At 74.9% G+C, this 21,037-nt stretch carries 19 protein-coding genes and 1 tRNA gene; 13 read left to right on the top strand and 7 right to left on the bottom strand.

Annotated elements, in window-relative coordinates:
• Nucleotides 1-32: 32 nt before the first annotated feature.
• Nucleotides 33-109 (top strand) — tRNA-Met (locus ABEA04_RS22130).
• A 65-nt stretch (nucleotides 110-174) separates the two neighbouring features.
• Here the strand turns inward: ABEA04_RS22130 and ABEA04_RS22125 are convergent.
• Together ABEA04_RS22125 and ABEA04_RS22120 are read right to left on the bottom strand one after the other, a co-directional pair.
• Nucleotides 175-1,167 (bottom strand): NADP-dependent oxidoreductase, encoded by a 993-nt coding sequence (locus ABEA04_RS22125; RefSeq protein ID WP_345464198.1) that lies wholly within the window; start codon nucleotides 1,165-1,167, stop codon nucleotides 175-177.
• Entirely contained in the window at nucleotides 1,164-1,787 is a 624-nt protein-coding gene (locus ABEA04_RS22120) for a TetR/AcrR family transcriptional regulator (RefSeq protein ID WP_345464195.1), read from the bottom strand. The genes ABEA04_RS22125 and ABEA04_RS22120 overlap by 4 nt, the downstream gene beginning before the upstream one ends.
• An 87-nt stretch (nucleotides 1,788-1,874) precedes the next feature.
• Between ABEA04_RS22120 and ABEA04_RS22115 the strand changes: the two genes are divergently transcribed.
• From ABEA04_RS22115 to ABEA04_RS22105, 3 genes are all read left to right on the top strand, one after another.
• Complete coding sequence (locus ABEA04_RS22115) at nucleotides 1,875-2,702, top strand: aspartyl protease family protein (RefSeq protein WP_345464192.1); 828 nt, start codon at nucleotides 1,875-1,877, stop codon at nucleotides 2,700-2,702.
• 104 nt (nucleotides 2,703-2,806) lie between these two features.
• Nucleotides 2,807-3,976: a thiolase family protein gene (locus ABEA04_RS22110; protein WP_345464189.1), complete on the top strand. Its 1,170-nt coding sequence runs from the start codon at nucleotides 2,807-2,809 to the stop codon at nucleotides 3,974-3,976.
• Between the two features lie 10 nt (nucleotides 3,977-3,986).
• A complete protein-coding gene (locus tag ABEA04_RS22105) occupies nucleotides 3,987-4,457 on the top strand; it encodes an SRPBCC family protein (RefSeq protein WP_345464186.1) in 471 nt (156 codons plus the stop codon).
• 65 nt (nucleotides 4,458-4,522) lie between these two features.
• Here ABEA04_RS22105 and ABEA04_RS22100 read toward each other — a convergent pair whose 3' ends face one another.
• Both ABEA04_RS22100 and ABEA04_RS22095 read right to left on the bottom strand, forming a co-directional pair.
• Nucleotides 4,523-6,010, bottom strand: a complete 1,488-nt coding sequence (locus ABEA04_RS22100) for a peptide MFS transporter (protein ID WP_345464183.1) — start codon at nucleotides 6,008-6,010, stop codon at nucleotides 4,523-4,525.
• A 111-nt stretch (nucleotides 6,011-6,121) separates the two neighbouring features.
• Nucleotides 6,122-7,573: an MXAN_6640 family putative metalloprotease gene (locus ABEA04_RS22095; protein ID WP_345464180.1), complete on the bottom strand. Its 1,452-nt coding sequence runs from the start codon at nucleotides 7,571-7,573 to the stop codon at nucleotides 6,122-6,124.
• 106 nt (nucleotides 7,574-7,679) lie between these two features.
• On the opposite strand from ABEA04_RS22095, the gene ABEA04_RS22090 reads away from it, so the two are divergent.
• The gene (locus tag ABEA04_RS22090) at nucleotides 7,680-8,975 is read left to right on the top strand and encodes a DUF445 domain-containing protein (RefSeq protein WP_345464178.1); all 1,296 of its coding nucleotides are present in this window, start codon (nucleotides 7,680-7,682) and stop codon (nucleotides 8,973-8,975) included.
• A gap of 5 nt (nucleotides 8,976-8,980) precedes the next feature.
• The gene (locus ABEA04_RS22085; RefSeq protein ID WP_345464175.1) at nucleotides 8,981-9,232 is read left to right on the top strand and encodes an RNA-binding S4 domain-containing protein; all 252 of its coding nucleotides are present in this window, start codon (nucleotides 8,981-8,983) and stop codon (nucleotides 9,230-9,232) included.
• Between the two features lie 116 nt (nucleotides 9,233-9,348).
• On the opposite strand, the gene ABEA04_RS22080 is transcribed toward ABEA04_RS22085, so the two are convergent.
• The 3 genes from ABEA04_RS22080 to ABEA04_RS22070 form a co-directional block, all read right to left on the bottom strand.
• Nucleotides 9,349-9,717, bottom strand: coding sequence for an FKBP-type peptidyl-prolyl cis-trans isomerase (locus ABEA04_RS22080; protein ID WP_345464172.1), 369 nt, complete (start codon nucleotides 9,715-9,717; stop codon nucleotides 9,349-9,351).
• Nucleotides 9,718-10,426: 709 nt separating this feature from the next.
• On the bottom strand, nucleotides 10,427-12,049 hold the full coding sequence (locus tag ABEA04_RS22075; RefSeq protein ID WP_345464169.1) for an MFS transporter: 1,623 nt from the start codon (nucleotides 12,047-12,049) through the stop codon (nucleotides 10,427-10,429).
• Nucleotides 12,046-12,852 (bottom strand): DeoR/GlpR family DNA-binding transcription regulator, encoded by an 807-nt coding sequence (locus ABEA04_RS22070; protein WP_345464166.1) that lies wholly within the window; start codon nucleotides 12,850-12,852, stop codon nucleotides 12,046-12,048. The genes ABEA04_RS22075 and ABEA04_RS22070 overlap by 4 nt, the downstream gene beginning before the upstream one ends.
• Before the next feature lie 238 nt (nucleotides 12,853-13,090).
• Here ABEA04_RS22070 and ABEA04_RS22065 point away from each other — a divergent pair, with 238 nt between their 5' ends.
• Genes ABEA04_RS22065 through ABEA04_RS22035 form a run of 7 tightly spaced genes read left to right on the top strand, consistent with a single transcriptional unit; the run spans nucleotide 13,091 to nucleotide 20,997 of the window.
• Nucleotides 13,091-14,170, top strand: coding sequence for a substrate-binding domain-containing protein (locus ABEA04_RS22065; protein ID WP_345464164.1), 1,080 nt, complete (start codon nucleotides 13,091-13,093; stop codon nucleotides 14,168-14,170).
• A complete protein-coding gene (locus ABEA04_RS22060; protein WP_345464161.1) occupies nucleotides 14,167-15,048 on the top strand; it encodes an ATP-binding cassette domain-containing protein in 882 nt (293 codons plus the stop codon). The genes ABEA04_RS22065 and ABEA04_RS22060 overlap by 4 nt, the downstream gene beginning before the upstream one ends.
• A complete protein-coding gene (locus ABEA04_RS22055) occupies nucleotides 15,045-16,343 on the top strand; it encodes a sugar ABC transporter permease (protein WP_345464158.1) in 1,299 nt (432 codons plus the stop codon). Before ABEA04_RS22060 ends, ABEA04_RS22055 begins: the two co-directional genes overlap by 4 nt.
• Nucleotides 16,336-17,838 carry an FGGY family carbohydrate kinase gene (locus ABEA04_RS22050; RefSeq protein WP_345464155.1) on the top strand — a complete coding sequence of 501 codons (1,503 nt, stop codon included), beginning with the start codon at nucleotides 16,336-16,338 and terminating at the stop codon, nucleotides 17,836-17,838. Before ABEA04_RS22055 ends, ABEA04_RS22050 begins: the two co-directional genes overlap by 8 nt.
• Complete coding sequence (locus ABEA04_RS22045) at nucleotides 17,835-19,346, top strand: FGGY-family carbohydrate kinase (RefSeq protein WP_345464152.1); 1,512 nt, start codon at nucleotides 17,835-17,837, stop codon at nucleotides 19,344-19,346. Before ABEA04_RS22050 ends, ABEA04_RS22045 begins: the two co-directional genes overlap by 4 nt.
• Nucleotides 19,337-19,960, top strand: coding sequence for a histidine phosphatase family protein (locus tag ABEA04_RS22040; RefSeq protein WP_345464149.1), 624 nt, complete (start codon nucleotides 19,337-19,339; stop codon nucleotides 19,958-19,960). The genes ABEA04_RS22045 and ABEA04_RS22040 overlap by 10 nt, the downstream gene beginning before the upstream one ends.
• Entirely contained in the window at nucleotides 19,957-20,997 is a 1,041-nt protein-coding gene (locus ABEA04_RS22035) for a 2-hydroxyacid dehydrogenase (RefSeq protein ID WP_345464147.1), read from the top strand. Before ABEA04_RS22040 ends, ABEA04_RS22035 begins: the two co-directional genes overlap by 4 nt.
• The last annotated feature ends 40 nt before the right edge of the window (nucleotides 20,998-21,037 follow it).

Raw genomic sequence — 21,037 nt, 5'->3', positions numbered from 1 at the left:
AGGACCCCGCCCGGTAGTGTTCTTCTCACCGACGCGGGGTGGAGCAGCTCGGTAGCTCGCTGGGCTCATAACCCAGAGGTCGCAGGTTCAAATCCTGCCCCCGCTACCAACGCAGTAGATCAGGACCGCGGCCCTCTCGAGGGCCGCGGTCCCGCTGCTTTTCTGGTGCGACCGTCACCGCGTGATGACGATCTTGCCCTTGGCTCGTCCCCCCTCGACGTAGGCCATCGCCTCGAGCGTCTCCTCGAAGGGGAACGTGCGGTCGAGCACGGGGCGCAGCGTGCCGTCGTCGTAGAGCCGGGCCAGGGCGGCGAGGCGGTCGCCGTCCGCGCGCATGAAGAAGAACGCGTAGCGCACGCCGCGTCGGCGGGCCTCGCGTCGCACCGAGCGGCTCAGCAGTGCCATCACGGGCTTCAGCAGCGGCCGGCCGAGCTGGGTCGCGAACGCCGGGTCGGGCGGCCCGACGACGCTCAGGACGAGCCCACCCTGGGCGAGCACCGCCATCGACGCCCGCAGGCTCGCGGTGCCGAGCGAGTCGACGACGACGTCGTAGCTGCTGAGCACGTCGGCGACGTCGGTGGTGGTGTAGTCCACGACCTCGTCGGCGCCCAGCGCGCGCAGCCGGTCGGCGTCGCCGGCGCGGGCGGTGGTGGCCACGTGGGCCCCGAGGTGGTGGGCCACCTGGATGACGGTGGAGCCGAGCCCACCGGCGCCGGCGTGCACGAGCACCTTCTGACCGGGCCGGACCCGGGCGACCTCGACCAGGGCCTGCCACGCCGCCAACGCCACCAGCGGCACCGCGGCCGCCTCGGCGAAGGAGAGCGAGGCGGGCTTGAGGGCGACGTCGTCGGCGTCGACGGCGACGGCCTCGGCGAAGGCGCCGATGCGGAGGTCGCGCGGACGGGACCAGACCTCGTCACCGACGGCGAAGCCGCGCACGTCGGCCCCGACCTCGGTCACCACGCCCGCGAGGTCGTGCCCGAGCACGAACGGGCGCCGGTAGGGCAGCAGCTGCTTGAACTCACCGTCGCGCACCAGCCGGTCGAGCGGGTTGATGCTCGCGGCGCGGACGTCGACGAGCACGTCGTGGCGCCCGGGGCGCGGGTCGGGCAGCTCGGCGGGCCCGAGGCCGTCGGGCCCGTAGCGGCGCACGACGAAGGCCTTCACGCCGACTCCCGGTGGGTGGCGACCCGGGGTGTCGTCCGCGGGCGGGCGAGGGTGAGGGCGCCGCGACGCGCCGCGTCGAGGACGGCGTCCGAGAGCACAGGATCGGTGACCGCCCGGGCCGCCTGCAGTGCGCCGACGAGGAGCGCGAGCACACCGATGGCGCGCTCGCGCGCGGAGCCGCCGTCGCCGCTGTCCCCGTCGTCGAGCAGCCCGGCCAGCGCGTCGACCAGTGCCGTGGCGCCGGTGGTGTACGCCGTGCGGGTGGCGAGGTCGGACCGGCCGATCTCGGCGAGCAGCGCGGCCGCCGGGCACCCGCCCGCCCGGTCGTCCCGGTGGGACGGCGCGAGGTAGTCGTCGACGAACGCCTCGACCGAGGCGGGTCCGGGCGGCACGGCCTCGACGCGGGCGGCCTGCGCCCGCACCTGGTCGGCGACCACCGCGGCCACCAGGTCGTCCTTCGAGGCGAAGTGGCCGTAGAAGGCGCCGTTGGTCAGTCCGGCGTCGGCCACGAGGGCGGCGACGCCGGACCCGTCGATGCCGTCGCGCTTGAGGCGACGTCCGGCCGTCTCGACGAGACGGCGCCGGACGGCGGGCTTGTGATCGGCGGGGTAGCGCGCCACGTGGGCTCCCTCGGCAGTGGGTCGTGATGGGAGTACGACCATACTTCAATCGGTCGACCGGACGGACCGCGTTGCTAGGTTCGACCGGTGACCCCCGCCGCCGTCGCGTTCGAGCTGCGGCAGGCGTCGGGCACCCGCCCGTTCGTGCCGGCGCTGGTCGACGGCGTCCCGGTGAGCCTGATGGTGCACTCGAACGCGTCGCTCGGGCTGATGCTGACCCACGACACCGCGGCGCGGGTCGGGCTCGCCACGGGTGACGTCGAGCGCCCGGACTACGGCATCGCGGCCGTCGGCCGGCTCGGCGGGCGGGGGCGGGCGTCGGCGGCGGTGGGTTCGCTGCAGGTGGGCGACGACGTCGCGACCGACGTCCGCGCGACGGTGTTCGAGCTGCCGACCGAGCCCGACGAGGAGCCGGTCGAGGGGATGCTCGGGCTCGGGTGGCTGCGTGGGCGCGGGGTCGTCGTCGACCTCGCCCGCCGCCTGGTGGTGCCCGGAGGCGGGCCGATCGACGGGGTCGTGCTGCGGCGTCGTCCCGATTGGGACGCGTGGGTGATCGACACGGTCGTGAACGGGCGCGCGGCGCAGTGGGTGGTCTCGACGGTGGCCGGGGTGCTGGTCGACGCGCCGGCGGCGCACCGGCTCGGGCTCGCCCTCGGCGACGCGGCCGAGGACGACGGCGGCCCGACCGGCACGGTGGTGACGACACGGCACGTCACCGGCCCGTGGTCGGTCGACGTCGGCGGTCGCTCGTTCGCGGTGCACGACGCGATCGCGTCGGACCTCTACGCCTACGCCGCCACGCCGCGCACCGGCAAGGACGAGACCTTCGCCGGCTACCTCGGCTGCGACTTCCTCCTCGAGCACCGGGCGGTGGTCGACCTCGGCCGCGGGGTCCTGGCGCTCGCCGGGGCCTGACGGGCTGTGTCGATCTGGCACGTTCTGCCTCGCCGGGGGCGTCGCCGTCCGCGCGGGGCGGTTGACTGGTGGCGAACGCCCACCCCGACGACCGAGGAGCCCCCGTGACCGACGCCTACCTCTACGCCGCCACCCGGACGCCGTTCGGGCGGTTCGGCGGCGCGCTGGCCGAGGTGCGACCCGACGACCTGGCCGCCGCGGCGGTGACCGGAGTCCTGGCGAAGGCGCCCGGACTCGACCCCGAGCGCATCGGCGACGTGGTGTGGGGCTGCGCGAACCAGGCGGGGGAGGACAACCGCAACGTCGGCCGCATGGCTGTGCTGCTCGCCGGGCTGCCCGTCTCGGTGCCGGCGGTGACGGTCAACCGGCTCTGCGGCTCGAGCCTCGACGCCGCGATGCAGGCCTCCCGCACCGTCGAGGCCGGCGACGCGGACGTCGTCCTGGCCGGTGGCGTGGAGTCGATGACGCGGGCGCCGTGGGTGCTGCCCAAGCCGTCGCGCGCCTTCCCGGCGGGCAACACCACCGCCGTGTCGACCACGCTCGGCTGGCGGCTGGTCAACGAGCGGATGCCGGCGGAGTGGACCGTCTCGCTCGGCGAGGCCAACGAGCAGCTGGGGGAGCGGTTCGGCATCGGGCGCGAGCGGCAGGACGCGTTCGCCGTCCGCTCGCACGACCTCGCCCACGCCGCCTGGGAGGCCGGGTTCTACGACGACCTCGTGACGCCGCTCGAGCAGCTGGCGCGCGACGAGGGGATCCGGCCCGGCTCGAGCGTCGAGAAGCTGGCCGGCCTCGAGCCGTCGTTCCGGCCCGACGGCACCATCACCGCCGGCAACGCCTCGCCCCTCAACGACGGCGCGTCGGCGGTGCTGATCGGCTCGGGTGACGCCGGGCTCGGCCTCGACCCGATCGCACGGTTCGCCGGCCGCGGCACCTATGCCCTCGCGCCGCAGGACTTCGGGTTCGCCCCCGTCGAGGCGGCCGACCGGGCGCTCGCTCGCGCCGGCATCGGCTGGGACGACGTCGCCGCCGTCGAGCTGAACGAGGCCTTCGCCGTCCAGTCGATCGCGTGCGTCGACGCGTGGGGCGTCGACCCGGAGATCGTCAACGCCAAGGGCGGCGCGATCGCCATCGGCCACCCGCTCGGCGCCAGCGGCGGCCGGGTGCTCGGCACGCTCGCGCACCGGCTGCGTGAGTCGGGCGACCGGTGGGGCGTCGCGGCGATCTGCATCGGCGTCGGGCAGGCGCTGGCCGTCGTCCTCGAGAACGTCTCGTAGCGTCGGGCGCATGACGTTCCTCGAGCACTCCCGCACCTTCCCGGCCACCGTCGAGGACGCCTACGGCCGGGTGCTCACCGTGCCGCTCGAGCACGTCTTCGGACATCGACACCTCGCCATCCCCGCCGTCGTCTCGGCCGAGCCGGACGACGCGCTCGAGGCCTGGGGCGAGCGCGTCGGCCAACGGCGCACGCTGCAGTTCTCCGACGGCGGCCGGGCCGTGGAGACCCTCACCAGCCTCGACCCGCCCCGCGGCTTCGGCTACCGGCTCGCCGAGCTGCACGGGCCGATGAAGCTGCTCATCGGCCGCGTCGACGGTGCGTGGCGCTTCGAGCCGGCCGGCACCGGCGTCCGCATCACGTGGTCGTGGGACGTCGCCCCCACCGCGCCCGGCCGCCTCGCGATGCTCGGGTTCGGCCCGGTGTGGCAGGGCGCGGCCCGCAAGGCCTTCGACGAGATCGAGCGGCTGCTCGTCGGCTGAGGCCCTTCGACGGGCCCAGGGTCCGTGGGTCGGGGCCGTTTGACGGGCTCAGGGTCCGTGGTCGGTCAGCGCACGCCGGCCATCAGCCTGGTGATGGGGCGGGTGAAGACCAGCACGAGGGCGCCGGTGACGACCGCGATGGCGCCGAGGACGAGGAAGTAGGGGGCCTCGTCCTTCGGGTCGTAGTAGCCGGCGAGCTTGCCGGCCATGGCGGTGCCGAAGGCGACCGAGAGGAAGTAGAGCGCGACCATCTGGGTGCGGAAGTGGCGCGGGGCCAGCTTCGTCGACAGCGACAGCCCGACCGGTGAGATCAGCAGCTCGCCGAGGGTGAAGACCAGCAGCGTGAGCACCAGGAGCAGCAGCGGCGCGGCGGCCTCGCCGGAGGGGTTGAGCAGGAACGTCCAGAACGCCAGGCCCATCACGACGGTGCCGAGACCGAACTTGACCGGCGTGACCGGCTGGCGGCTGCCGAGGCGGGTCCAGAGCGCCGCGAAGACGCCGGAGAGCAGGATGACGAAGACCGGGTTGATCGAGTTGACCCACGAGACCGGCATCTCCCAGCCGAACAGGTCGCGGTTCAGCCGCTCGTCGCTGAAGATCTCGACCACCGTGAACTGCTGCTGGTAGAGCGACCAGAAGACCGCGTTGCACGCGAACAGCGGCAGGAACGACCACACCCGGCTGCGCTCGGTGGCGTCGACCTGCGGCGAGCGCAGGATGAGCGCGAAGTAGCCGACCGAGGCGGCGACCACGATGCCGAGCACCCAGTCGGCGAGGTTCTCGCCCGTCATCACTCCGGTGAGCAGCAGCACGGCGACCACGACGAGGAACCCGACGACGCCGGCGGCGTACCGCGCACGCATGGACGACGGCAGCGGGCTCGGCACGTGGTGGGTCGACTCGGGCAGGCGGCGGCGTCCGACGGCGTACTGCGCCAGGCCGAGCGCCATGCCCACGGCGGCGATGCCGAAGCCCCAGTGGAAGCCCTGGTGGGTCTGCAGCAGGCCGGTGAGCAGCGGTCCGGCGAAGGCGCCGAGGTTGATGCCGAGGTAGAACAGCGAGAAGCCGGCGTCGCGGCGCTCGTCGTCCTCGGCGTAGAGCGAGCCGACCAGCGAGGTGGCGTTGGCCTTGACGCCGCCGCTGCCGACCGCGACCAGCACGAGCCCGACGGCCACGCCCGGGCGCCCGGGGATGACCGCCAGCGCGACGTGCCCGGCCATGACGACCGAGGCGGAGAGGAACAGCGTGCGCTCGGGGCCGATCAGCCGGTCGGCGACCCAGGCCCCCGCGATGGTGGTCAGGTAGACGGTGCCGCCGTAGGCGCCGACGATGCCGGTGGCCGTGGCCCGGTCGATGCCGAGGCCGCCCTCGGCGGCGGAGTAGTAGAGGTAGAGCACGAGGATGCCCTGCATCCCGTAGAAGCTGAACCGCTCCCAGACCTCGACGCCGAACAGCGTCGCCAGCGGCCAGGGCTGGCCGAGGAAGCCGCGGTCGCGCCCGTCGTCGGGCCCGCCGTGGTCGACCGGCTTCGCGTCGCTGGTCCCGGTGCTCATCGCGCTCCTCCGTCTCGTGGTCGGTGGGTCGACCGGGTGGTCGAGCCGTTGGTTGACCTCAGCAACCGACCGTCGACGCTACTCCCGCGGAGCCGCGGTGCTGCACCCCCCTCAGGCGAGGGCGGCGCGGACGACGACCGGCCGGCCGTCGTCGCGCGGGACGCCGTGGCAGGCGTAGACCGTGCCGCGGTCGCAGCGGTAGCGGGTCGAGACGTTGGCGACGGTGACGGTCACCGACCGCACGGAGGGGGAGAAGCGCGCGAGCGCGGAGCCGCGGCCGTCACGGTCGAGCGCGATGCGGCGGGAGCGGGCGGTGCCGTCGCGGCGCTGCACCATCAGGACGGCGGCGGAGCGCGGGCCGGCGTCGACGCGCAGCCGCACGCGGGCGCCGTCCCCGACCCGGGGGCCGGGACGGAGGCGGAGGCTGGCGGAGGCGAGGTGGTCGACCCGGGTCTCGAGCCGGCCCCGCGGCGAGCGCGGGCCGAGGCGCCGCTCGGGCACCGGCGCGGCGCGGTAGGCGGCGCCCTCGGGGTAGGTGCGGGCGGGCGCGGTGTTGCCGAGCGCGTAGCCGGCGAAGCGTCGTCCGAGACCGCCGCGCGAGCCGAGCACCCGCCGCAGCGCCGCCACCGAGTGGGTGCGCGGCGTCAGCTCGATGACCTTGCGCACGACGTCGGTGCCGAGCCGGCCGGCGAGGAACTGCCACCACGTCCAGTTGCCGTAGTGGGCCAGGCCCGCGGTGTCGTAGCGGTCGAGTGGCACGCCCGGCTGCCCGATCTGGCCCGCGGGCAGGAAGCTGCGGTTGTCGTCGACGCCGTCGGCGAACTGCTCCTCCATCCAGGTCGCGGTCGACTCGAGCAGCCAGGGGTCCTCGGCGAAGTCGTAGTTGAACTGGATGGCGTGGAAGAACTCGTGGGACGCCGTCATCCGCAGGCTCTGCATCGGCGGGCGGGCGTACTGCGCGCGGGAGAAGTCGTCGTCGAGCACGCAGTAGCCGACGGCGCGGTGGGTGCTGCCGGCCACACGGCGCTCGGGGGCGCAGTAGCCGTAGAGCCCCTGCGCGCCGAGGTCCTTGAGGTAGACGTCGAAGCGGGCGTCGCCGCCCCGGCGTCCGTCGGGGGCCGGCGCGCGGTAGCCGAGGCGGCCGACGTGGTGGCGCCACACCTTCTCCATCACACCGAGCGTGGTCTCGACCCAGGCGCGGCTCGCGGGGGCGTCGGCGCCGCGGCGCACCCAGTGCACGCACACGTGCCTACGGCAGGCGCGGACCGAGGGCGCGTCGTAGCCGTCGCCGAACGGGTCGGCGCTGCGGTCGGTGGGCCGGGCGAGCAGGCCGTCGGCGACCTCGCGCCCGAGGCCCTCGAGCGTGGGGCGGGCCAGGAACAGGTCGCGCAGCACCAGGGTGCGCTCGGCGCCGTCGGCCCGGTCGAGGGGCTCGGCGTGCCTCCCGTCGGCGGTGCCGTCGCCGTCGTCCGCGGTGACCGGCGGGCCCACCAGCAGGCTCGCGAGCACCACCAACAGGGTCAGCGTCGAGACGGCGAACGCGCGCAGGACGCGACGGGGCATGCGATCAGCTCCGTGACAGGGACTCGGGGAAGGGTCAGGTGGGGCTGGGGGAAGCGCGCGTCGAGTGTTCCACGGTTCGTGCCCGCGGCTCGGCAAGGATGAGGGCGTGGCTCCCACTCTCTCGCCGCCCGCCGCGAGCACGTCCGACGCGCCGGCGCTCCCGGCCGACCCCCTCGCCGACGCCGAGCGCCGCCGCGCGCTGCGGCGCATGCGCACCGTGGCGACGTCCCTGCTGGTGGCGGCGGCGATCGTCTACGTGCTGACCCTGAACCAGGACGGCGTCCTCGGATTCGTCAACGCCGGCGCCGAGGCCTCGATGGTCGGCGCCATCGCCGACTGGTTCGCCGTCACGGCGCTGTTCAAGCACCCGCTGGGGCTGCCGATCCCGCACACGGCGCTCATCCCGCGCAAGAAGGACGAGCTCGGCCGCGGCCTGCAGGACTTCGTGGGCGAGAACTTCCTGCAGGAGGCGATCATCCGTGAACGCATCGCCGCCGTGACGCCCGCGCAGCGGCTGGGTGAGTGGCTCGCCGTAGAGGCCAACGCGGCGCGCGTGGTCGAGGAGGTCGCCGACGTCGCCTGCATCGCGCTGTCGAAGGTGCGCGACGAGCACGTCGAGGCGCTGGTCACCGAGGCGCTCGTGCCGCGGTTCCGCGAGGAGCCGATCTCGCCGCTGCTCGGCGGCCTGCTCGAGGGGGTGCTGCGCGACGACGTCCACCACGGCCTGGTCGACCTCGTGCTGACCGAGCTGCACGACTGGCTGGTCGAGAACCCGCGCACCGTGCAGGACGTGCTCGGCGAGCGGGCGCCCTGGTGGGCGCCGGAGAGCATCAACGAGAAGGTGACCGCCCGCATCCACGTCGAGATCGTGCGGTGGGTCGACGACATCCGCGACGACCCCGAGCACCGCGCCCGCCTCGCGCTCGACACCATGCTCAACCGGCTCGCCGACGACCTGCTCACCGACCCGGCCACCCAGGAGCGCGCCGAGCGCCTCAAGCACCGCCTGCTCGACCACCCCGCCGTCGTCTCCTCGGGCATCTCGCTGTGGCAGGCGCTGCAGCGGGCGCTGTCGGCCTCGCTCTCCGACCCGAAGGGCGCGGTCCGGCTGCGGCTGATGACCGAGGCGCGCGCGTTCGCCGCACGACTGGGGTCGGACGACGCGCTGCGGGCCCGCCTCGACGAGCGGCTCGCGAACGCGGTCGTCTTCGCCGTCGACCGCTACGGCACCGAGCTGACCGGCGTCATCACCTCCACCATCGAGCGGTGGGACGGTCGCGAGGCCGCCGGACGCATCGAGCTGCACGTCGGACGGGACCTGCAGTTCATCCGGATCAACGGCACCATCGTCGGCGGACTGGTGGGCCTGCTGATCCACGCGGCGACCGTGGTGATTCACTAGAACCCATGGCAACGGCAGACGTCCCGCTCGTGCACATCGACGACGAGTCGATCAAGCTCGGCCAGTTCCTGAAGCTGGCCAACCTCGTCGACTCCGGCTCCGACGCCAAGGCGCTGCTCGCCGGCGGTGTCGTGCGGGTCAACGGCCAGCCCGAGACCCGCCGCGGCCGGCAGCTCGTCAACGGGGACCTCGTCACCGTCGCAGCCGCCTCCGCCCGCGTCGCCGACGGGTCGACGCCGGACGACTTCCCCTGGTGATCCTGGGGTCTGGCAGTTTCACCACTTAAGTGGTGAAACTCCCGGTTCTGCGACGAAGCTTCGTCGCAGAACCGGGAGTTTCGTCGCGTCTCCGGCCGGGGCCGGTCGTGCTCGGGTCAGCGGACCTCGAGCAGGTCGACGACGAAGATGAGCGTCTCGCCGGGCTTGATGACCCCGCCGGCGCCGCGGTCGCCGTAGCCGAGGTGGGGCGGGATGACGAGCTGGCGGCGTCCGCCGACCTTCATGCCCTGCACGCCGGTGTCCCAGCCACTGATGACCTGGCCGACGCCGAGGCGGAACTGCAGCGGCTCGCCGCGGTTGTAGGAGGCGTCGAACTCCTCGCCGGTGGAGTGCGCGACGCCGACGTAGTGCACCTTGACCGTCTGGCCGGCCGCGGCCTCCGGGCCGTCACCCACGGTGACGTCGGTGACCACGAGGTCGGCGGGCGGGTCGGAGTCGGGGAACTCGATCTCGGGCTTGTCCATGCCGACCACCCTAGGGGCGCGCCGGTCGGTCGGATCAGCGTCCCCGGTGTCCCCGCGGCCTCCATGGCCCCGGCGGGTTGTGCGGGGTGTGCGGGCTCCGGGGTCGGCGGTGAGGTGGTTCCCGTTCGGTCGTGGGGTTCGGTGAGTGACGCACCGCTCGCCGGGGGTGGCGCTGGGTGGCGGTGAGGTGGTTCCCGTTCGGGCGTCCGATTCGGTAACTGACGCACCGCTCACCGGGGTCAGCGGTGAGGTGGTTCCCGTTCGGGCGTCCGATTCGGCAACTGACGCACCGCCCACCCGGCCGGCCCGGCCCTCTCAGCGGTGCGTCAGCCACCGTCCGGACGGCGGAAAGCGTGGCCCTCGCACCGCCCACCCGGCCCGGCCCGCTTAGCGGTGCGTCAGCCACCGTCCGGGCGGCGGGAAGCGTGGCTCACGCACCGCCCACCCGGCCCGGCCCGCTTAGCGGTGCGTCAGCCACCGTCCGGGCGGCGGGAAGCGTGGCTCACGCACCGCCCACCCGGCCCGGCCCGCTCAGCGGTGCATCAGCCACCGTCTGAGCGGCGGAAAGCGTGGCCCTCGCACCGCCCACCCGACCCGGCCCGCTCAGCGGTGCGTCAGCCACCGTCCGAGCGGTGGAGAGCGTGGCTCTCGCACCGCCCACCCGCCCCGACCCGCCCGGCCCGCCCCGACCCGGCCGCAGGAGACGCGGTCAGCCGCGGCGGCCGCTGCAGGGGCGGCCGGCGTCGTCGCAGGCCGAGACCACGGGCGGGGCGCCGACGCCGCAGTGGGTGAGCTGGCGCGAGGGGGCGGGCTCGCGGACGGGGTCGGCGCCGGCCATCGCGGCCGGGACGACGTCCGGGGCGGCGTCGGGGCCACCGGGCGTCGACGCGGGCGTCGGCCCGGACGTCGACGCGGGGGCAGGCCCGGGGTCGAGGACGTCGTTGCGCACCGTCAGCGCCGCGACCACCGCGCCGACCACGAGCACACCGGCCGAGATGAGCAGCGCGGCGGAGTAGCCGTCGCCGAGGCCGGCGCCGGACTCGGAGTCGACGCCGGCGACCACCGGGATGGCGGCGACGGCGAGCAGACCGCCGGTGCGGGCGACCGCGTTGTTGACGCCGGAGGCCAGGCCGGCGTGCTCGTCGGGCGCCGCGCCGAGGGCGGCGGCGGTGAGGGGCGCGACCATCGCGGAGAGGCCGAGACCGAAGACCAGCACGCCGGGCAGCACGTCGACGAGGTAGGAGTCGCCTTCGCCGACCCGCGCCAGCAGCAGCATGCCGCCGGCGCACACGACCGGTCCGACCGTCATCTGCAGCCGCGGCCCGATGCGCGCCGCCAACGCCCCCGACTGAGACGAGAGCACCAGCATCAGCGCGGTCACCGGCAGCAGCGCCGACCCCGCGGCCACCGGCCCGAACCCCGTCGCCTCCTGCAGCTGCAGCACCAGCAGCAGGAACACGATGCCGATGCCGCCGTAGACCAGGAACGTCACCGCGTTGACCGCGCTGAACTGCGCCGAGCCGAAGACCGACAGCGGCAGCACCGGGTAGGGCGTCCGCCGCTGCCGGACGACGAACGCCGCCCCGGCCACCACGGCCACCGCCACGCTCGGCACCACCACGGCCGCACCCCCGCCGGACTCGATGAGCGCGTACGTCGCCCCGGCCAGCGCCAGTGCGCCGAGCAGCCCGCCGGCCCAGTCGACCGGGGTGCCGTCGGCGCCGGCGTCGTGCGAGTCGGGCACGTGGCGCACCGCGAGCCACACCACCAGCGCGGCGAGCGGCAGGTTGATCAGGAACACCCAGCGCCACGAGGCGACGTCGACCAGCCAGCCGCCGAGCAGCGGCCCGATCGCCGTGGCGACCCCGCCGAGCCCCGACCAGGCGCCGATGGCCCGCGCCCGGTCGGACGTCGCGAACGAGGCCTGCAGGATGGCCAGGCTGCCGGGGGTCAGCAGCGCCGCGCCGATGCCCTGCACCGCCCGCGCGCCGATGAGCATCTCGGCGTTGACGGCCAGGCCGCACAGCAGCGACGCGGCCGCGAACCACACCACGCCGACCACGAAGACGCGGCGGCGTCCGAACCGGTCGCCCAGCGTGCCGCCGAGCAGGATGAAGGAGGCGAGGGTGAGCGCGTAGGCCGAGACGGTCCACTGCAGCGCGGCGAAGTCGGTGTCGAGGTCGGCGGCGACGGCCGGCAGCGCCACGTTGACGACGGTGGCGTCGATGCCGGCGATGGCCGAGCCGAGGATGGTGGCGACCAGCACCCACCGGCCCGCCGGCGAGCCGAGCACGAGCCCGGTGCCGGGGGCGGGAGCGGCGACCTCGCTCACGCGCCCGCCTCCTGCCGGTGCTCGCGGCGGGACGGCGCCACCCGCACCTCGACGCCCAGCGTGCGCAGCGCCTCGACGTCGTCGGCGGGCAGCCCGGAGTCGACGACCACGAGGTCGAAGGCGGTGAGTCCGGCCATGTGGAACAACCCCCGTCGCTGGAACTTGGTGTGGTCGACCAGCAGCACGCTCTGGTCGCAGGCCGCCATCAGAGCACGCTTGACCGCCACCGTCTCCTGCGACTGGTGGAAGCAGGCGCCACGCGTGACGGCGGTGGTCGAGGCGAACAGGACGTCGGCCCGCAGCGTGGCGATGCTGTCGACCGTGCGCAGCCCGAGGAAGGCGTCGTAGGCCGGGTAGTAGGCGCCGCCCAACGAGATCAGGTCGATGCCGGCGCTGCCGGCCAGCCGCTGGATGATCGGCACGAAGTTGGTGATCACCGTCAACGGCGCGCGCTGCGGCAGCAGGGCCGCGAGGGTGAGGGCCGTCGTCGACTCGTCGCACATGACCGACTGGCCCGGCCGCACCAGCGCCAGCGCGGCCGCGGCGAGGTCCTCCTTGGCCTCGGCCATCGCCTGCGTGCGGTGCCGGACGTCGCCGTGGTGCACCGCCGAGGGCTGCGCGGTGGCCCCGCCGCGCACCTTCCGCAGCCACCCCCGCGCCTGCAGGTGGTCGAGGTCGCGTCGGATCGTCATCGGGGTGACGCCGAGCCGCTCGGCGAGCTGGTCGACGCTGACGAACCCCTCGTCGACCACCCGCTCGCGGATGTGCTCGCGTCGGGCCCGCAGGCCCACGGCGTCCGCCATCGTCGATGTTCCCTTCGTGTGAACCGAACACGCCCCGCCGGTGGCCCGCTGGACCCGCGAATTCGGCGTCGCAGCGCGAGATCGACCCGGTCGAGCCGGCCGCACTGAACACTACGCCGGATCGTGAGCACACGGTGGATGTTCGCTTCTGCGGCTTCGTTGACACCCTCACGCCCGCTTGCCGACGGTGGGCGCAGGACGGTGTGAGCGCCGTCACCCACCGGAGGAGTCAGATCGCATGACCACACGACGCATCCGCAGGGGGGCCGGGATCGCCGGCGTCCTCCTGCTCGCCGCCACCGCCCTGACCGCGTGCGCCGAGGAGCCCGGCGCCGGTGGCGGCGACCCCGAGGAGGCCACCGTCGCCTTCCTCATGCCCGACCTCGCCTCCACCCGCTACGAGCTCTACGACGCTCCGCTGTTCGAGGCGAAGATGAAGGAGCTGTGCGGAGGCTGCACGGTCATCTACCAGAACGCCGACAGCGACGCCGCCGCCCAGCAGCGCCAGGCCGACTCAGCCATCGCCGAGGGCGCCTCGGTGATCGTGCTCGACCCGGTCGACTCCAAGGCCGCGGCCCAGATCGTGCAGACCGCCCAGTCGCAGGACGTCAAGGTGATCGCCTACGACCGGCCGATCCCCGACAAGCCCGCCGACTTCTACGTCTCCTTCGACAACAAGGCCATCGGCTCCTCGATCGCCCAGTCGCTGCTCGACGACCTCGACGAGCAGGGCGCCGAGGGCGGCGTGCTGCAGGTCAACGGCTCGCCCACCGACGCCGCCGCCCAGCTGATCAAGGCGGGCATCGACGAGGCCGTCGAGGCCAGCGGCCGGCAGGAGCTCGCCGAGTACGACACCCCCGACTGGCAGCCGGAGAAGGCCCAGCAGTGGGTCGCGGGCCAGATCACCAAGTTCGACGGCGACATCGCCGGCGTCATCGCCGCCAACGACGGCACCGGCGGCGGGGCGATCGCGGCGTTCAAGGCCGCCGGGGCGCCCGTGCCTCCGGTGACCGGCAACGACGCCGAGCTGACCGCCGTCCAGCGGATCATCAACGGCGACCAGTACAACACCATCTCCAAGCCCATCAAGACCGTTGCCGAGGCTGCCGCCGAGGTGGCCTGGCAGATGGTGCAGGGCGAGGAGCCCGAGCCCACCACCACGCTGTTCGACACGCCGTCGCAGCTCTTCGAGCCGACCGTCGTGACGCAGGAGAACCTCAAGGAGGTCATCTTCGGCCCGGACGGCGTCCTCGACCCCGCCGAGGTGTGCGCCGGCGAGTACGCCGCCGGCTGCCGCACGCTCGGCATCGAGTCGTGACGGTCCTTGAGACGAGGGCGGACGGCGACCGGCGCGGTCCGGGCGGCGCCGAGCCGGTGCTGCGGCTGCGCGGCATCAGCAAGTCGTTCGGCGCGGTGGCCGCCCTCGGCGGCGTCGACCTCGACGTCCGCGCCGGCGAGGTGGTGGCCGTCGTCGGCGACAACGGCGCCGGCAAGTCGACCCTGGTCAAGGTGCTCTCGGGGGTGCACCCGCCCGACGCGGGCACCATCGAGCGCGACGGCCGCCAGGTGCAGCTCGGCTCGCCGGCCGACGCCCGCCGGCTCGGCATCGCGACCGTGTTCCAGGACCTCGCGCTGTGCGAGAACCTCGACGTCACCGCCAACCTGTTCCTCGGCCAGGAGCTGCGGCCGTGGGCGCTCGACGACGTCGGCATGGAGGTGCGCTCCTGGACGCTGCTGCGCGAGCTGTCGGCGCGGCTGCCCACCCTCGGCGTGCCCGTCTCGTCGCTCTCGGGCGGCCAGCGCCAGACCGTCGCCATCGCCCGCACCCTGCTCGGCGACCCACGGGTGATCGTGCTCGACGAGCCCACCGCGGCGCTCGGCGTGGCCCAGACCGCCGAGGTGCTCAACCTCGTCGAGCGGCTGCGCGACAACGGCCTCGCGGTCATCGTCATCAGCCACAACATGGAGGACGTGCGCGCCGTCGCCGACCGCATCTGCGTGCTGCGCCTGGGCCGCAACAACGGCGACTTCGCCGTCGACGACGTCACCAACGAGCAGCTCGTCGCCGCCATCACCGGTGCCGACGACAACGCCGTCTCGCGGCGCGCCGAGCGCCGCGCCGGCGCCGCGCCAGCCGCAGGCGCCGAGCCGACGACGTCCCCGAGCACCACCACCGACCAGGAGGTCACCCCATGAGCCAGGAGGTGCGCGAGCCCGTCGCGACCACCGGCACGTCCGCTGGTGCCGGCACCGACGCCGGCACCGAGGCCGCCGTCCGGCTGCAGCGCGAGCTCGCCAACGAGCCGCAGGGCATCGGGGACGTCGTGCGCGGCACGATCCGCCGGGCCCGGGGCGGCGACCTCGGCGTGCTGCCGGTCGTGGGCGGCATCGTGGTGATCTGGGTCGTCTTCCAGCTCACCAACCGGTCGTTCCTCTCCAGCACCAACCTGATCAACCTCACGATCGACCTCGTCCCGGTCGGCGTGATCGCGCTCGGCATCGTGTGCGTGCTGCTCGTCGGCGAGATCGACCTCTCGGTCGGCTCGATGAGCGGCGTCTCGGCCGCCGTCCTCGGCACCGTCTTCATCCGGTGGGAGCTGCCGCTCGTGCTGGGCGTGCTCGCCGCGCTCGCCGCGGGCGCGCTCGTCGGGTGGATCTACGCCCAGGCCTACAACCGGCTCGGGGTGCCGTCGTTCGTCATCACCCTCGCCGGGTTGCTCGGCCTGCTCGGCGTGCAGCTGTGGGTGCTCACCGGTCGCGACGGCTACAACCTCGGCTTCGACTCCCCGATCGTGCGGTTCACCTCGCTCGCCTTCGTGCCGGCCTGGCTCGCCTACGCTCTCGTCGTGGTCGCCGTCGCCGCCTCGCTCGGGCTCGGCCTGGCCGGCTCGCGGGCCCGCCGTGCGCACGACCTGCCGGCGGTCTCGACCCAGTGGCTGCTGCTGCGCAGCGCCGTCCTGCTGCTCGCCCTGGCCTTCGCCGTCTACTACCTCAGCCTCAAGCGCGGCGTGCCGTGGCTGTTCGTCTGCTTCATCGGCCTGGTGCTGGCGATGCAGTACCTGCTCACCCGCACCCGGTTCGGCCGCAACCTCTACGCCGTCGGCGGCAACACCGAGGCGGCGCGCCGGGCCGGCATCGACGTGCGGAAGGTCTACACCTCGGCGTTCGTGCTGTGCTCCTCGCTCGCCGCGCTCGGCGGCATCCTGGCGGCCTCGCGTCTCGGCGCCGCCACCCAGGACACCGGCACCGGCGACGTGAACCTCAACGCCATCGCCGCGGCGGTCATCGGCGGCACCAGCCTGTTCGGCGGTCGCGGCACGGCCATCTCGGCGCTGCTCGGCATCCTCGTGATCGGCTCGATCTCGAGCGGCCTGACGCTGCAGCAGCTCGACTCCAGCTACCGCTTCATGATCACCGGCGCCGTGCTGCTGCTGGCCGTGGCGCTCGACTCGGTGGCCCGTCGGTCGAGGCAGGCGAGCGGTCGTGGCTGAGGGCAACGGCCCCGGCCGCGTCGTCGCCGTCGACGTCGGGACGACGCTGGTCAAGGCGGTGCGCTACGACGACGCCGGCCGCGAGGCCGCGCTGGCCCGTCGTCCGGTCGCGGTCGGCCGGCCGAACGCCGGATGGTGTGAGCAGGACGCCGACGCGGTGTGGCAGGCCGTGGCCGAGACGGTGCGCGAGGTGGCTGCGACCCCGGGCCCTGACGTCGCGGCCCTCGCGATCACCGCCCAGGGCGACGGGCTGTGGCTCGTCGACCACGACGGACGCCCCGCCGGCCCGGCGATGCTGTGGAACGACGGTCGCGCCACCGACGTGCTCGAGCAGTGGCGCCGCGACGGTGTCCTCGACGAGGCCGCCCGCGCCGGCAACCCCTCACGCGTCACCGCCGGCATGTCGGCGCCCCTGCTGCGCTGGCTCGAGCGGCACGACACCGACGTGCTCGACCGGTCGGCGTCCGCGCTCTCGGCCGGCGGCTGGGTGATGCACCGGCTCACCGGCGAGCGCTGGCTGGAGGAGTCGGACGCCTCGGCCCCGCTGCTCGACCCGGCCGCCGCCGACTGGTCGGACGCGCTGCTCGACCTCTACGGGCTACGGGCACGCCGCCGGCTGCTGCCCACCGTCGTCCGGGCCGGCGCGTCGGCGCCGCTGACCGAGCAGGCGGCCGGCGAGCTCGGTCTGCCCGCGGGCACGCCGGTGGTGCTGGCGCCGTACGACGTGTGCACCACCGCGATCGGTGCCGGCGCCCTCGAGCCCGGTGACGGCTCGATCATCCTCGGCACCACGATCGCCACCCAGGTCGTCGTCGACCGCGTCGCCCCGCGCGAGACCGAGGGCATCGGCATCACGGTCTCGCTCGGCGCCCCCGGCCGCTGGCTGCGCTCGCTGCCCACCATGACCGGCGGCGAGGCGCTGCAGTGGGGCGCACGGCTGCTCGGCGTGGACGACGCCCCCGCCCTGCTCGACCTCGCCGCGGACGCCGCCGAGGACACCGCCGGCGTGCGGTTCCTGCCCTACCTCGCGCCGGCCGGCGAGCGCGCCCCGTTCGCCGACGCCCGCGCCCGCGGCTCGCTCACCGGCCTCAGCCTCGACGCCGAGCCGGCCGACGTGGCCCGCGCCATGGTCGACGGACTCAGCCTCACCGTGCTGGAGTGCCTCGACCTCGCAGCGGCCGAGGGCGTCGACCCCAGCGGCCTCGCCGTGTGCGGCGGTGGCGCGGCGTCCGACCTCTGGACCGGTGTGCTGGCCGAGGTGTGCGGGCTTCCGGTGCGCCGGTGCGCCGACAGCGAGGTGGGTGCGCGCGGCGCGATGCTGGTCGCACTGGTGGCGCTGGGCGACGTGCCCGACCTCGGCGCCGCGGCCGCCGCGCACGTGCGGCTGGGTGAGCCGGTCGAGCCGCGCGAGGGCGCCGGCGCGCGGTGGGCCGAGCGACTGGCCGAGCAGCGCGCCCTGCGCGAGACCCTCGCCCCCACGTGGGCGGCGCGGTGACTCGCGCCTGGGCCGGCGTCGACCTCGGCACCACCGGCGTGCGCGCCGTGGTGGTCGACGACGACGGCCGGCTGCTCGGCGAGGGCGCGGCCCCGCTGACCGGACGGCGCGACGACGGCCGTCACGAGCAGGACCCCGAGCACTGGTGGCGGGCGACGACCGCCGCCCTCGGCGAGGCCACGGCCGCCGCGGGGGAGCACGCGGACGTGGCGGGTGTCGCGGTCGACTCGACCTCGGGCACCTTCACCCTGCTCGACGCCGGCGGCCGGCCCGTGGCCCCCGGTCTGATGTACGACGACGCGCGCGCCGGCGGCACCGCCGGGCTGCTCGACGACGTGAACCGGCTGGGGGCGGCCGACTGGGCGACGGCCGGCTACCGCCGGATGCAGCGGTCGTGGGCGCTGCCGCGCCTGGTGTGGTGGCTGCGCACGCACGGCCGTCCTGAGCCGGGCGTGCGGCTGGCGCACCAGGGCGACGTCGTCAACGAGCGGCTCGTCGGGCACCCGGTCGCCACCGACACCAGCACGGCGCTCAAGACCGGCGCCGACCTGCACGGGGTCGGCTGGCCGGGCGGCACGCTGGCCGCGCTCGGCGTCCCGCCCTCGCTGCTGCCGGACGTCGTGCTGCCCGGCACCGTGCTCGGTCACGTCGGCGACGCCGCCGCGGAGGCGACCGGGCTGCGCGCGGGCACGCCGGTGGTCGCGGGCATGACCGACGGCTGCGCCTCGCAGCTCGGGGCGGGCTGCGTGACGCCGGGGGCCGTCAACGCCGTCCTCGGCACCACGCTGGTGCTCAAGGCGGTGGCCGAGCGCCCCGTCGACGACCCCACCGGCGTCGTCTACTCCCACCGCTCGCCGGCCGGGCACTGGCTGCCCGGCGGCGCGTCGAGCACGGGCGCGGGCGCCGTCACCGCGGGCCTGGCCGACGACGACCTCGCCCGCCTGACCGAGGGGGCGCAGGCCGCGCTGCCCACCGGGGTGCTGCGCTACCCGCTGGCCGGTCAGGGCGAGCGGTTCCCCTTCGTGGCCGGCGACGCGCACGACCTCGTGGTCGGGCAGCCGCGCGACGACGTCGAGGCCTTCGCCGCCGGGCTGCAGGGCGTGGCGTTCGCCGAGCGCCTCTGCCTCGACCGGCTCGACCTCATGGGCGTGCCGCTCGACGGGGCGATGCGGGTCACCGGCGGCGGCACCCGCAACCCGGCCTGGACCCGGCTGCGCGCCGACGTGCTCGGCCGCCCGCTCGAGCGCCCCGAGAACTCCCAGCCCGCGCTCGGCATGGCCGCGCTCGCGGCCGCGACGGTCGGCGGCGACCCGCTGGCCGACGTCGTGGTCCGCATGGTCCGCATCGCCGAGGTCGTCGAGCCCGGCGCCGGCCCAGGCCATGGCGGCGACCGCGGCGACCGGCTGGCCGAGGGCTACCGACGCTGGGTCGGCGCCCTGACCGAGCGCGGCTGGTTGGCCGACGACGTCGCCCGTCACGCCCTCGAGAGGACACCGACATGGGCCTGAACCTGTACCTGACGCGGCACGCCGAGACGGTCTGGCACGCCGAGAACCGCTACGCCGGCCGCACCGACGTGGCGCTCACCGATCACGGCGTGCAGCAGGCCGCGCGCCTGGGCGGCTGGGCCGCCGGCGCCTCGCTGGACGCCGTGTGGTGCTCGCCGCTGACCCGGTCGCACCAGACCGCCGTCCCGGCCGCGAGCGGGGCCGGCGTCCCGCTGCACGTCGACGAGCGGCTGGTCGAGCTCGACTTCGGCGTGGCCGAGGGGCTCACCACCGCCGAGCTCGGTCAGCACGACCCCGCCGCCCTGGCGGCGTTCCTCAGCGACCCGGTGGGCTCCTACTTCCCGGGTGGCGAGGACCCCGTCGACGCCGTGGCCCGCTACGCCGCCGTGCTCGACGAGCTGGCGCCCGAGGCGGGCGACGCCGACGCGACCGTGCTCGTCGTCGGCCACAACACGATGATCCGCCTGACCCTGTGCCACCTGCTCGGGCTCGACCTCGCGGCCTACCGCTCGGTCTTCCCGCGGCTCGACAACTGCGCCCTCACCGAGCTGCGCGTCGACGGCGGCGCCGTCGCGCTGCTGCGCCTGAACTGCGCCGCGGGGGAGTGGACATGAGCGGCGACACCGACGTGCTGCGGGTGCTGGCGGCGGGCGACCTCTTCGTGCGACCCGGCCTCCTGGCCGACGCCGTGCGGGCCGAGGTGCCCGACGCCGACGTCCGCGAGATCACCCTGCCGTGGCCCGACGTGCCGTTCGGCCCCGTCGGCGGCGTCGAGGAGGCCTCCGGCACCGAGGATCAGATGATCGAGGCGCTGGACGGCGTCGTCGCCTGCGTGACGCAGATGGCCCCGCTGACCGCCCGGGTGCTCGACGCCTGTCCCGACCTGCGGCTGTTCTGCGTGGGCCGCGGCGGACCGGTCAACGCCGACCTGGCCGCCGCCGCCGAGGCCGGCGTCACCGTCACCTTCGCGCCGGGCCGCAACGCGGTCGCCACCGCCGAGCACACCATCGCGCTGCTGCTGGCCGCCGCCCGGCGGGTGCCGGCGGTGCACGCCGAGCTGCGCGGCGGCACCTGGCGGGGCGACTACTACCGCTACGACGCCGTCGGCCCCGAGGTCGCGGGCGCCACCGCCGGCATCGTCGGCTACGGCGCCATCGGCGCGCTCGTGGCGCAGCGGCTCCAGGGACTGGGCGCCGAGGTCGTCGTCTTCGACCCCTACGCGGACGCCGACGCGCTGGCCGAGGCGGGCGTCGAGGCGGTCGAGGACCTCGACGAGCTGATGCGGCGCTCGTCGTTCGTCACCGTGCACGCCCGCGCCACGCCCGAGACGGCCGGCCTGGTCTCGGCCGAGCGGGTGGCGCTGCTGCCCGAGGGCGCCGTCCTGGTCAACTGCGCGCGGGGCTCGCTGGTCGACTACGACGCCGTGTGCGACGCGCTCGACGCGGGCCGGCTGTTCGGGGCCGCCTTCGACGTCTTCCCGACCGAGCCGGTGCCCGACGGCTCGCGGCTGCTGACCACCGAGGGCGTCGTGATGACCCCGCACCTGGCCGGTGCGAGCCGCGAGACCGCCCACAACGCGGCCGCGCTGTGCGCCGCCGAGGTGGGCCGGTTCGCGCGCGGCGAACCCCTGGTCAACATCGCGCGAGCGTGACGGGGCGCGCGTCAGATTCGGGTGCAGTGGCGCCGCGGCG

It is taken from the genome of Nocardioides marinquilinus (genome assembly GCF_039543705.1).
GTDB lineage: Bacteria > Actinomycetota > Actinomycetes > Propionibacteriales > Nocardioidaceae > Nocardioides > Nocardioides marinquilinus.
This window is presented reverse-complemented; position numbering and strand designations above follow the sequence as displayed.